Annotated in this window: 8 protein-coding genes; 1 reads left to right on the top strand and 7 read right to left on the bottom strand. The window is 49.0% G+C overall.

The window, feature by feature from the left end; all coding sequences use genetic code 11:
- Positions 1-134: 134 nt before the first annotated feature.
- The 3 genes from LKK83_RS01360 to LKK83_RS01350 form a co-directional block, all read right to left on the bottom strand.
- Positions 135-614, bottom strand: coding sequence for a tetratricopeptide repeat protein (locus tag LKK83_RS01360; RefSeq protein WP_324628954.1), 480 nt, complete (start codon positions 612-614; stop codon positions 135-137).
- 272 nt (positions 615-886) lie between these two features.
- A complete protein-coding gene (locus LKK83_RS01355; protein WP_324628953.1) occupies positions 887-1,195 on the bottom strand; it encodes a hypothetical protein in 309 nt (102 codons plus the stop codon).
- 133 nt (positions 1,196-1,328) lie between these two features.
- On the bottom strand, positions 1,329-1,679 hold the full coding sequence (locus LKK83_RS01350; RefSeq protein ID WP_324628952.1) for a hypothetical protein: 351 nt from the start codon (positions 1,677-1,679) through the stop codon (positions 1,329-1,331).
- Between LKK83_RS01350 and LKK83_RS01345 the strand changes: the two genes are divergently transcribed.
- Positions 1,678-1,836 carry a hypothetical protein gene (locus tag LKK83_RS01345; protein ID WP_324628951.1) on the top strand — a complete coding sequence of 53 codons (159 nt, stop codon included), beginning with the start codon at positions 1,678-1,680 and terminating at the stop codon, positions 1,834-1,836. The two genes, LKK83_RS01350 and LKK83_RS01345, sit on opposite strands and share 2 nt — an antisense overlap.
- Before the next feature lie 429 nt (positions 1,837-2,265).
- Here LKK83_RS01345 and LKK83_RS01340 read toward each other — a convergent pair whose 3' ends face one another.
- From LKK83_RS01340 to LKK83_RS01325, 4 genes are all read right to left on the bottom strand, one after another.
- On the bottom strand, positions 2,266-4,416 hold the full coding sequence (locus tag LKK83_RS01340; protein ID WP_324628949.1) for an FHA domain-containing protein: 2,151 nt from the start codon (positions 4,414-4,416) through the stop codon (positions 2,266-2,268).
- 15 nt (positions 4,417-4,431) lie between these two features.
- Positions 4,432-5,658, bottom strand: coding sequence for an MFS transporter (locus LKK83_RS01335; RefSeq protein ID WP_324628948.1), 1,227 nt, complete (start codon positions 5,656-5,658; stop codon positions 4,432-4,434).
- 64 nt (positions 5,659-5,722) lie between these two features.
- Positions 5,723-8,218: a bifunctional serine/threonine-protein kinase/ABC transporter substrate-binding protein gene (locus LKK83_RS01330; RefSeq protein WP_324628947.1), complete on the bottom strand. Its 2,496-nt coding sequence runs from the start codon at positions 8,216-8,218 to the stop codon at positions 5,723-5,725.
- Between the two features lie 937 nt (positions 8,219-9,155).
- Entirely contained in the window at positions 9,156-12,890 is a 3,735-nt protein-coding gene (locus LKK83_RS01325; protein WP_324628945.1) for a C2 family cysteine protease, read from the bottom strand.
- Positions 12,891-13,169 lie beyond the last annotated feature (279 nt).

Below are 13,169 nucleotides of genomic sequence, written 5' to 3'. Positions count from 1 at the left end.
TATCGAAACATGGTATTGTGTTAGGTAGAGAAAATTATGGGAGGATTGGGGAGCGATCGCAGTTCTGGGTTTGGTCAGCGCGATCGCACCTCTGGAGTTTGCAAGCGCGATCGCTCTCCCCATTCTCATTCTGTTTACTGTTGCAGTTCCTCAAGCATTTCCTGAGCTTTCTCGGAAGCTGCATATTCGCCTTGGGCGTCAAATAGATTCACGGCTTGCTGTAAATCTTCAATCGCCCCTGAGCGATCGCCGATTTGATTGCGTGCTACTCCCCGTTGAGCATATGCCTCAGCATACTCGGAGTAGTTGCTAATTGCTCGATTGTACTGTTCTATGGCTCCTTGATAATCTTTATTTTGCAGCATGGCGTTCCCTTGGAGAAAAAAAGGTGCTGCCCGCATAAATTCTTGCAAATTGCCGAAGTTATTGGGCGTTCCAGATCCATTTCTTCGGTTGCTTTGTTTGGGTGATGGCATGATATGAGCAGAATATTCGCCTGCTATTTTTGCCGCTCGCGTTTCCTCAATGGTTTTGCTAGGGGTGGAGCGAATCGGTTCTGGAAACAGTCCAACTAAGGTAGTAACTGTGGCGGTAGCGACCAAAATGCGAGTCAACACTGTAAACTTGGAGTAATTGGAAGTCATCATTTAGAAAAAAACAGGCAATTTGTCTAGTGATATGGGTAAATTATCGCCAAAAACAGACCGAATAATACTGCAAACAAGTTAATCGAAGATAACCCAAGTTGATATCCGAGTGACAGAGGAGCGATCGCCGATTTGTACCCGTGAGAAATCGGCGATCCATCACTGCCTAATGTTGCTGGAATAACCATCCTAATCGAGTTCTATCAGGGGTTAGTCTTCAGTGTTTAATTGGCAGAATTTTAGGCGCTGTAATAGGTTTCAGAGGTGCTGATATTGCCATACTCATCTTGGGAAGCGGTTACTTCATAATCAGCAGAACCATCGCCGTCATAATCCACCGCACCATACCCCACATCAGCATAACCATCGCCATTGGTGTCGGCGTAAGCCGTGCTAACATCCGCGTATCCATCACCATCGGTGTCCCATACTTCCACTGTGGTGTCAGCATAACCATCGCCATCGGTATCGTAACTCCCATAGGCATAGTCAATTTGCCCGTCGCCATTCGTATCTTGGTAATATTCGTTGCTGCTGCTGTAAACCATAATTTTGTCCTACAGATTTTTTGGAGTTGAAAAATCGCCGAGGCAAAACTCCTCAGCTTTGGCTGGTTTGGCTACAATGCCTAATTTCCAAATTGAAGGAGATTTATCTCTTCAACTGTGAATGAGTAGCATCTTACGCAAGATAAGACGTTTCAGAGGTACTGATGTTACCCGCATCGTCCACGGAAGCGGTGTATTCATAATCGAAAGAACCATCGCCATTCTCATCGGTACGATACCGTGCCCTATCGGCGTAACCATCACTATTGTCATCGAAGTATTCAACTACCTCATCGTGGTGCCCGTCCCCATCGGTATCGGAGCTGACATAAGAATAATCAAAATTTCCATCCTTATCATCATCAAAGGCTTCAGCTACCGTCTCATAATACCCATCACCATCGGTATCATAACGACCATAGGCATAATCTATTTTGCCGTCACCATTGCTGTCGTCATAGGCAGAGTAAGCAATTTTGGTCATGAGTTTTCCTCCGAATTTATGTTTGAACGATCTAACCCTGGGTTGGCGATTGATATATGTCCCCGATCGCTCTCCACAAGAGCGAACCACCCAGTTTGGGGAAATGAGTGGATGTGTTCGCGATCGCCTCTTGATGCCGAAAGGTCTTCATCGGTAGAATTTTCCTGAGTCTCGTTGCGAGTTTCATAAGGAGTATCGCTCGTCAAACGTAAATTGGAAAATCCCCGTAAATCGCGAGGATTAACTACCCGATCGTCAGCGAATCCATTGCCATGATTATCCCAAGAAGCAGGATCGACATCAAAGGAGCGACCACGATCGCGATTTCAGATTTTATTGTTGTTTCATACTCCCCTTTCCCATTTTTATTATAGCTTACTTTAGCGGGATAAACATGTTTTTGTTTGAGGTATTTTTTTTGGCTCCCCGGCTTTTCTTACGGTAAACCATTGGTTGAATATCCCGCTCTTATCCCCTGGATTACGCCTCCCTTTAGTCACTGGCGGCGATTAATTCGCGGAATGCATGAAATCCATTTTCATGGTAGCACATCGATTCAATAATCAAGGTTAAATTTGATACAATATTACCAATTAATTTTTTGTCTAAGATCCATAAATTGGCGTTTTTCTTCTTGCAAATTTTTCTGACTTTTGTGGCTGTTGTCCACAGATTTTTTCATTTCCGACATATGAAGACCTATTTTGTCGCTTGTGGATTCTATCAATGTCTTGAAGTGTCGTTCTTCCGCTTCGATTTGCAAATGAATTTGCTGGGATAACTTATCGGCAATACTTCTAGCTAAAGATTGATAATGATGGCATAAGCCTTTGCGTAAGTTATCGGTAATTTGCTCGATTTTTGAAGTTTCGCTGTGTTTCTGGGCGACTTGTTTTCCGAGTACCCCCATCCCCGCGCTCATCAGAAGGATTGGATACCCCATTGCCAAACCGACAGCACCGATCGCCGCCGAACCCAATAACATCAAATTGTTGCCAGAAGCTTTGTCTTGATAAGAAACCTGATTGTCAAATTCCACAAAAGAATATTGCAAGCATTGGTAAACATCAAAATCCGAGTTGGCTGTAAAAGATGAACTGGGCAAGTCGAGACCGGGAATAAAATCAAACCCTGCATGGGTGCGCTGAAAAACTCCCTGCAAACCGCCTTCTGCATAGGTGCTATAAACGCGCTCCCATTCATCTTTTGCCCACTGACTCATCTCTCCGTAACAAAGACGGTTTATATACGTATGGATAGTATTCTCTTGCCTCAGTTGTGGAGAATCTAACTGGAGCGATACCCGATCTTTCTCTTTGGTGACAACCGGCTGCAGGTCGTCGGTAAACTGTTTGATTTTATACAGCAAACTTTCTTTACTAAAAGCATCGATTAATGCGGCTTTTGATTGATTGAGATCCAGCCGAATTTGTCGAAATGACCTTTCTTTGTCGTCTGCCACTTGCTTGAAAGCTTTTCGGATTTGCCGATCCAACTCATCAAGCTCGACCCCTGGAGGTAAGGGGACTGACTGGTTCTTGTGGTTTTTCAAATGCGCTTCTTTGTCTGCATAAGCCCGTTCCAGAATGCCCAGTTGTTCCTTGACTTTTCCGGCAACCCGCTGAATCAGAAACGATTCGCGTCGCTCGATGGCCGATTGTTCTAGAAACTGGAGAAAGCGATCGCACTCTTGCTGCACGTTTGGATCCAGTTCGCTGGTGGGTTGAGGATTGGGATAGAAAGGATGCAGGGGAATCAAAGGGAGAGCAACAGCAGCTTGCAGATTCTGGGATTTGAGCCATTGCTTCAAGGCATCAATATGAGCGCTCACGGTTTCTGGCGCGCGATCGCTCGCCGACACATCCACGATCGCGATCGTTTTAAAAAGTTGCCCTCGAGCGGCTCGCTCAATTAGCTGTTTTTCGGGGTTAGAAAGGGGCATCGTGGGGTTAATAACCACACAGAGAATATCGCACTCAATCAGGTCTTCATAAAGTCGCTCGTTTGGGTCTGACAGTGGGTTCCGGGCCGCAGCATGAGGGTGTGACTGATTCGCCGCCACGTTATAGTCAAACTTAAAAATTAATTCGGGACTGCGATCGGTCGGTTCTGGATACCCCAGCACGATCCGATCGTCCGGCTGCAACGTATAGCATCCTTGGATGCGTTCGCCGTTGATGTAGGTGCCATTACTACTGGTATCGCAGATTTGCCAGGTTTTTGAAGCATTTCCCTGCTCGGAATTGGCGATGGGAATAATTTCGGCATGATGCCCGGATGCAAAGCTGTATTCATTGGGAATCTGAATCTGACAGTCCGGGCGACGTCCAATCCGCAATTTACCCTGGTTGGGGAGGGGATGACTAATTGGCTCTTGGCGGCGGGAATCAGTAAATTGAAGGATGACCGGTTCGGGAACGGCTAATTCCGTCCGCTGGTAGCCACCCTGGTGGATGGGAATTTCGGTTTGCTGATATTCCTCGGGTAGGCTGGCAGTTTGAAATTGATATAAAGCCGGCAGGGTAGGACTTTGACCCGTCAATTTGGCTACCGCATAAGCCAGGGGCGAAGACTGACTGACGATTTGAAATAGCAGCTTTCCACTTTTGAGTTTGTGGGTCAAGCTGCCGAGTTTTCGCGCTACGGCAGCAAAGTTCGGGTCTTGTTGCCCTCGATCGGCAATAAATTGATGAATGTTTTGTAGATCCTGAATCGGTTTGTCGGTTTTGGGTGACATGGCGTTTTTCTCTAGCTAGGGGTTTGTGGTTTGGGCAAGCGATCGCTTTAAGGGCAAAATCTGCGATCGGAATAGGGCAGCGGCTAACATACAAATTCCGCCGTTAATCGTTAAGGTGGTCGCGGCTCCAATCCAATCGGCAACTGCTCCTGCCAGTAAGCTGCCTAATGGCACCATCCCCAGATAAGCGAGCGCAAACAAGCTCATAATTCGGCCTCGCTTTTCGTCCGGAACCAGCGCTTGTAATAGGGTATTGCTGGCCGCGACTTGGAGGACCAAACACAGTCCGGTACAATAGAGAGCTACGGAGGAAACATAGAGATTTTCCGATCTAGAGAAGCAAAGCAAGCTCATCCCCGTGAGAGCCGTTGCCCAAGTCATAATCGTTTCTAAGCCAATGACGGATTTTCGCGACATTAAATAGCAACTGCCGCTTAAAGAACCCAATCCGGCAAAGGCCATCAGAACTCCCAGGGTATCCGATCCTCCGGCGAGAGCCTCTTTGGCGAAAATGGGGACGAGATAACTATAGGGCATCGCCATCAAGCTGACTAAAGCTAGCAGCAGGATAATCGAGGCCACGGGAGAAAAGCTAGCCGCATAGGTAAATCCTTGTTTTAATTGTTGCCAGGGGCGGCTGGATACCGACCTCAGCGCTTTTTGGGAAACAGTTTTCATCGTCAGCAGGATGGCAATGAGGGGTAGATAGGTCACTGCGTCAATTAGAAAGCAAAAACCAGTTCCGAGGGTACCAATGGCGATCGCCGCTAAGCTCGGCCCGAGCAACCGCGCCGAACTGATGGTGAGTGAATTCAGGGCGATCGCTTCCCCTATCTCCCTTTTGCTATCTACCATCTCGGCAATCCACACCTGCCGCGCCGGTACGTCAAAGGCATTGACACAGCCTTGAAACAAGCTCAATGTCAGAAATGACGTCATCTCGATCCGTTCCGTGAGGGTCATAAACGCTAACACCAGTGACAACAGCGCCGCCAGAGTTTGGGTTGCCAGTAAAACCTGCTGGCGATTCCATTGGTCTATTAATACACCCGCCACCGGGGAGATAAATAGACTGGGAATTTGGGTGCTGAAGCCAGCCAAACCGAGTTCTAGCGCCGAACCCCCAATCTGATAGACCAACCAAGCCGCTGCAACTTTAGCCATCCAAGTGCCGACTAAGGAGATTCCTTGTCCGCTAAAAAACAGACCGCAGTTTTTAGAGCGCAATACTAGGCTGGTCATAAACTTCCTACCGAGTTGCAGTTGTATGGAGCGGAAGGTTGGGAGTTTGGGCTGCCTCGATCGCTCACTCTGTGGGCACAAAGTCGTAGCCGGTTTTAGAGCGACTGGCTTGTATAGAAGGCATTTTCTGGACTTTGACCAGGGCGAAATCCGATGGCACGTCTCCGGCGATAAACTGGATTGTCCCGGAAGCGCCAGTGGTGGAAAAGTCAGAAGCCGCCAGTGCAGTTTGAATGCCCTCGCGAGTCGGACCGTTGCGTTGGATCGCTTCAACCAAGGATTGAGCCGCATCGTAGGACATCGCCGTTACCCAATTGACGCTCGCCCCCCAAAGCTGGTCAGCGCGCTGCGAGAACGGATCGGACGGGCTGTAGCGCCACGCAACGGCTAGCACCATGTCCACTGCTGCTTCTCGACCTTCGTTTAATGTTTCATATCGATATAAGGTGGCAATGTCTCCCAAAACTTTGAAGTTACCAAACTCGTTTGGGTATTCATCGATCAGCCGCAAAATTTTCCAAATTTGGGGGAGGGTCTTGATACTCGGGAAAAGCACGATTGCCTCTGCACCTCGCTCTCTGGCAGTTCGCAGGCTGCGTTCCGGATTGAAATTCGCTGAAGATAGGTCGAATGTCTCCAGGATTTGCCCCCGGGTGCCCAACTCTTTGGCAAATGAGTCGGTCAAGTCGCGGATAAATTCCAATTTGGGGTTGTTAAAAATTACGACATTCTGGAGTCCCCCAGTCTGCACTACGCGATCGGCCAAGGCTTGCGCGCCCTTGCGAGTGTCGATCCGGTTTGTGCGAAATAGGTACGGATTGCTCCCATCGGTCAATTCGTCCATCACGCTGATGGGAGTCACCAGAACCAGATTCGCATCTCGGTAAATCGCTCCAGCTCTCTTACTCACCTCAGTGCGATTGTGACCCATCACCCCGAGAATTTCGCTGTTGGCGGCCAATTCTCGGGCAAGGTTTTCGATGTTGTCTGGATCGTCTTGGTCGTTAACGATAACCAGTTTGAGCGGTACGCCATTAATCCCGCCTTGCTTGTTTACTTCATCTTGCGCTTGGGCAAATCCCCGCAACATCTCCTTGGCGCGATCGGGACTGTTCGTGGGCACCGAGGCGGCTAGGGTATAAGCGGGATTATTGCCAATCTTGGCATTATTCAAATAAATGCGGGTTTCGGGTGCATTCCGACTTTGCTCGAGGGCTGCTTCAAATTTAGCGGTAGCTTGCCAATAGTTTTGGGCTGCCATCGCCTGCACGCCTTCTTGTTTTAATTGAGTAAATTTTTGATTGTTTTCAACCTCGGCGGGAAGCAAAATTGCTTCTCCCGAACTGATGCGTTGTGTGGACATTCCCAGGTTGCCTTGGCTTGCGGATGGGTTTGTCATGCCCTGCCCGTTACCCTGTCGGGAAAGCGAACCCTCAATCAACCAAGCGCCGAGTCCTAACACCGCGAAGGCAACCACCCCGGCAGCCCCTAACATTATCTTCCGGTTGAGGGATGCTTGAGGCAATCCGGCGACGGGCGCGGATGATGCCGCAGATGATGCAGAGGATGAGGCCGGGGTCGATGCCGGGGTCGATGCCGGTGCCGATGCCGGTGCCGATGCCGATGCCGATGCCGGGGTGAATGCCGACGTTGTCGAAGTTGGGGAAGCCGATACCGGGGCAGCGATCGTGGGCTGATACTCGGAGTCAGATTTGAGGGAACTCAGCGCGTCTTTGGCACTCTGGTAGCGCTCGCGCCAGTTTTGACGAACCATCCGGGTGATAAAGTCCTTGAGTCCGGGACTGACTTCTGGGGCAAGGTGCTGCCAGTTAATTTCTTCACTGTAGGGATCCCGATGTTCTGTTTCTAACTCTAGGGCATTGAGTCCCGTCAGGGCTTGAATGCCGATCATTCCCAACGCATAAAGGTCACTGTTGAGTCGAGGCCGACCGACCGCCTGTTCCATTGGCCGATAGCCCTGGGTGCCTACGGAAACGGTAAAGCTAATTGCGCCCGACTCGCTGACCATTTGCCCCCGCACTTGCTTCACCGCACCAAAATCCACCAGCACCAAGGCATTGTCATGCTGACGCCGAATGATGTTGTCGGGTTTGATATCCCGATGAATGGCATTGTTGCTATGTACGAAATCCAGAACCTCTAAAATTTGTCCCAGCATTTCGATAACATTGCTTTCCGGCCAACCCTGACCTTTAACCAGTTCGGAACTCAGCGGATGTCCGTCAATGAACTCTTGCACTAAGTAGAATTCTTGGTTCTCTTCAAAATACGCTAAAAGCTGCGGAATCCGCTCGTGCTTGCCTAGGGTTTCTAAGGCTTCTGCCTCTTTGCGGAAAAAATCCCGGGCGATGGTCCAGCGGTCTTCTCGAGAGGCGTCGGACAAGGTGGGGTCTTCAATGCCCAGTGGCTTGAGCTGTTTGACCACGCACTTGGGGTGGCTCGGTTGCTTCAGGTCTTGGGCAATGTAGGTTCGCCCAAAGCCTCCCGCTCCCAGAACTTGTAGAATTTGGTAACGCTGGTCGAGTAATTGGTCGATCATTGCATTTGGGGGTAGTATAGTGGCATATTTTTTAGCCATCGGATTTTTTGGGAAAAATCGACAGCACCGGTTTATAATGGTACGACGATTGGCAACAGCTCCTCCCAGTGATTGGTAGCGCACCCCTCATTTATGTAAAGCGCAATGCCCTCCAAGTGGTAAGCACTTCCTTTCTGATTCTCCCTTGTGGCCAGTGAAGAATTAAATCTAAACGGTAGCCCAAAGACCCGGACTGGAATATTACATTCGCAGAACCTTGGCCAACCCATATCTCCTCCCTGATGTTTCTGTGCTTCAACTGGCGGTTTTTTTTAAATACTAAAGCTTAATGTATTCCACCTACTCTCTCCTGTCAATTCATAAAGGTCAAAAATTTTTGCCACTTTTTAGTTTATATTGTTCATATAGTTCATACAATTTGCCGACTTCTACAGCGCGCGACGGACAAAAGGTCAATTCACACCGGGAGAAATTCCCGGGTTGGGGGAGCCTATGGGTGGGAGCCAGAAAGCCACCAGTCCTCTCCCTCCGGGAGGTTGGGGCGGTTTCCTCGGTCTGGAGGTTGGGGGTTGCTTTTTTAGTTCAGATGGGTCATAATGTTTATAAAGGGGCAGATATGGTTCATTTCTCGATTCTTCCGGGATAAACAATATCTGAATTCCGCTGGGGGCGGGAGGAACCATCTAACGCAAACCCAGAGAAGAGAATCAAGCGCTTCCTTCATCTCTCCTGTAGGTATTCTTGCGGGAGAATCCTCTAAATATCGAGCGGAATACCGGGGAATTAGCCTTCACCTCTGACTCTCCCCCGGGGAAGTCTCCCGCCCCGTCGGATCCCATCGGCTACCCCAATCTTCAAAGCGTAATAGGGGATTGGATAGTGTAAGGACACGGTAATGCCGCGTCCCTACGGTGGGTGCAATGGAGCGATTTGGCCTTTATCGAGAAGTTATGGCTACGCCACTATAAAATTCCTCGAATTCGCTGTAAGACAGGTCAATAAATCCATCTTGAACTCCGTCGGGAGAAGTAATTTCGTTCCAACTATCAACTCCCCAAGGATTGCGAACGATAATACGCTGCTCACCCGATGGGTTAATGTAAGCATGGGTCACTGAGTATGCATGACCGTAAACAATCAGCTCCTTCTTTGGTTCTGGCTCGTCCGAACTTTTTGAGCCTGCGGTAACAAATTCGCCACTGTTCAAAGCATTTTGGATTTGCTCGAAACTGATAGAATTGCTGTAACCCGATTCTGTGGTGAAAGATTCTACATCGCGTCCCGTAACTCGCTGAAGCGGATCCCGGATGTTGTCCCCGTTGCCAATAACGTTATAGCCATTCTGATTCACCTCCTCTCCTCGCCACTGAGCGTAAGCTCGCTCGACGAGCGGCACCCAAATTGCATTATTATTAGGATTGCTGACTCGCGACTCTTCATCAGCTGTCGCGCCGAAAAATTTAGTGCTATCCTGTGTAACCACGCGACTGTCAACGGTGACATACTCTGCATTGCCCGGGGTTGAGTAGAAGCGGACAGTGTAAGTTCCATCACCATTGGGAATAATCATGTTGTCGATAATCGAACTAGATGTGTCGTTCGCATTGTCGCTCCACACCGAGCCGAAAACTGCACCCACAGCCGCTAAGAACGCGCAATTGCCAAATTGACCTTGGTCAATATGGCTAATGCGAGCGCTTATCGGATCTGCGCCAGCGGCACCAATGAGGTCGCCCTGTACTTCTGCGTACTGGAACTCAAAGTTTTTACGCTTTCTAGTAAAGGCTGCCGATGGGGGTACGGTGCCTAAGAACCAACGGCCTACCAGAGACTCAAACGAAGATGCGTTAATATTAGCGGTAGCATTTTCGATCGCCTGGTTAGAGAGATATTTCACATACTCCGGCATCCGGAACCGACTGCTATTATTGACCAGTGTCTTTAAGCCCTCCAACTCGTTGCGATCGACAATCCTTTCATCCTGTACGTCGCGCAACAGCGCCAGCATATCATTGCGACTTAAGACACCATCGGCGGCGAGTTGGCGACTTTGTGTCTGAAGTTGAGCATCCCGAATATTTTCCGAGAAAAAGTCGGTGACTGGTTCTGGATCCGGGGTGGGATCTGGATCGGGAGTCGATTCGGGAGTAGCGCTCAGACTATAGCTTCCCGTGGAATTCTCGGCAAAACTCGTGACCCGAACTAGGTAATCAATTTCTGGTTGTACCGTAAAGATTAACTCGGAGTTCGTTAAATTCAGGAAGTTTAGATCGGCATTTGCATCATTGTTCTCCACCAAATTGCCCAATCCATCCACCAAATTGCCCAATCCATCCACCAAATTATTGAAATTATTTAGATTACTCAGATCCAAATCATCGTTTTCGGCAATGACTTCGCCGGTCGCCGCATTTACCAGTTGCAGGTAGGTATCCAAAGCATCGGAGTCTAAGTTGATGCGGATTTGTTCTCCTGCGGTGACATCAGTCAACCGATAGTCATCTTTAAAGGTGCCCTCACGCAAGGGGTTGGTTTGGTCGGTTTCATCTAAGTAGCCTTCCACGCTTTCATCAGTCCCAATCGTGGCTACACCATCGATGCTGGCGGGAAGACTGGCGCTCAAGCTGTAGTTGCCCACTGCGTCTTCGTTATAACTGGTAACTCTTACCAGGTAATCGATCCCGGATTGTACCGTAAATGTGAGTTGAGAATTCAGATTGCCGGACTCGATGTCATCGTTTTCCCCAATCACTTCTCCGGTTTCCTCATCCACCAGTTGCAGATAACCATCGAACTCAGTTGAACTCAGGTCGATTTGGACTTGCTGATTGGGAGCGATTCCGGTTAAGCGGTAATCGTCGCTGAAACTTCCTGTCCGGGACGGGTTGCCAAAATCAGTGTTGCTCAAATCACCATTGAGGGATTGACCGGGGTTAATTTCACCCACGACTGTCTCTGGCGCGACAGTTGTTAGAGTATAGTCTCCGAGTCCGGGAGATTCAAAGCTGGTCACGCGAACGATATATTCAACCCCATCCTCCACTGTAAAGCTCAAGGCTGAGTTATAGTTGCCGTTCGCAACGTCAATATCATCGTTTTCGACAATCGACTCTCCGGTGAAAGCATTAACAACTTGCAGGTAGGTATCGAACTCATTGGAGTTGAGACTGACCTGCACTTCCTGACCGGAAACCACATCCGTTAACTTGTAATCATCAGCGAATGTGTTAAACCGATCGGGGTTGGGGAAATCGGTGTTGGACAAACTCTCCTGAATGGTATCGTTCCCTTCGATCGCGGGTAAAACTTCTCGTTCTACTAAGCTGCCCGGTGTCGCCAATAAATCTAACTGATAATCCGTATCTGCGCTCCCTTGGGAAACTCGCAGATAATAAGTCCCGGCGGATAAGCTGCCAAAACTCTGCCCCGGATTGTTCGCCGATGCGCTGGAGACATTCAGCACCTCGCCGTTATCTACGACGCCATTGTTGTTGAAATCTTGAATCACTTCTAGAGAAGCGTCAGCATCGTCAGGATCGAGGGTAAAATCAAAACTGTTGTTGGTGTCGAGGCTAAAGCGGTAGACATCTACCGGGTCGGGATTGCCGACGAAATCATTCACCTCGGTTTCGCTAATCAATCCCAAATCCCGTGCTTCGCTTAGGGTATTTCCCGCACGGTCTGGTGCGACATCAAACGGCGTTGCTGTAACGGTCAGGTTATAATTTGTATCTCCCTCGTACTGCTTGACTCGGAGCGAATATGTACCGCGGTCTAAATTAAGGTTAATGGCTTCGGGGCTGGTCGATGCGGCTTCGGAAGAACTGAGAACTTCGTTAAAGTCAACTTCGCCATTGCCGTCCGAATCTTGAAACAGTTCTACATCAGCATCGGCGCTCAAACCGTCGAGAATCAAGCTGAAATCGCTGGTTCTGTCGATACTGAAGCGATACCAATCTTCGAGGTCAGAATCTCCCACGAAGTCGCTACGAGTTAGAGTTCCGTTGAGGGTGCCGAGGTCGCTGGCGGAACCAAGGTTGTCGTCTAGTGCAGCATCGGCGGCTACAAAACGACCGCTGAGCTGTTCTGGCGAGACATTATTGACTCGCCCCAAGATGGCGTTTGAACCCTGAACCCGGATTAACGTTCCCTCTTCCACGGCTTCTAGGGCTAAGGAAGCTTCGCTTAGTCCTTCGGTTAATCCGATCTCATCCTCGCTACTATTGAAGTCAACAATAGTGTCTGCTGCGGCTGGATCGAGTTCCGCTGTATCGGTTCGCAACACAAAGGCGTCTGTGCCTTCCCCGCCAATGAGAATGTCTTGACCTTTGTCGCCGACTAAAATATCGTCGCCGTTTCCACCAATTAATATGTCGTTTCCTTGACCGCCGAATACAACGTCATTACTGCGATCGCCCAACAGGGAATCATTCCCTTGGTTGCCATAGATAAAGTCATCGTTGCGACCCCCATGAATGGTGTCTGCACCATCACCCCCAAATAGAGTATCGCTGTCTTGATTTCCATTGAAAAACTCAGGGTCTCCCGATCCGACCACCGTATCGCTGCCCTGGAAAGCACGCAGTCCTTCGGGAAAACTCCCAAGCAGTCCTGCTGTTAATTCAAAACTGTCTGACTCGGGTGTTAAGTTAAAAAATTCCTCTTCCATCATTACGCTCCTAGCAGTTTATAAGGAATCATGAAGAAACTGGTTTGAGTTTGGCGACGCGGCGCAACCCGATATTAATCATGGCTCCATCAATCATAGCCTTACTCATCTCTGTAGAGACGCAATTTATTCTCTTAAAATACGAAATAAATCGGGCCTCTACTGCTTACCTGACCACTAAATTTATGGCCTAATTTGCACCCTTGCTGAGTTAACTCATCAAGCAATGTTTGAGAGAACTATAGTCTGATTGGCTGATTGCTTTCCGGACTGACAAGCAAG

This window comes from Phormidium sp. CCY1219 (assembly GCF_035615515.1).
Classification (GTDB): Bacteria; Cyanobacteriota; Cyanobacteriia; order Cyanobacteriales; family Laspinemataceae; genus CCY1219.
This window is presented reverse-complemented; position numbering and strand designations above follow the sequence as displayed.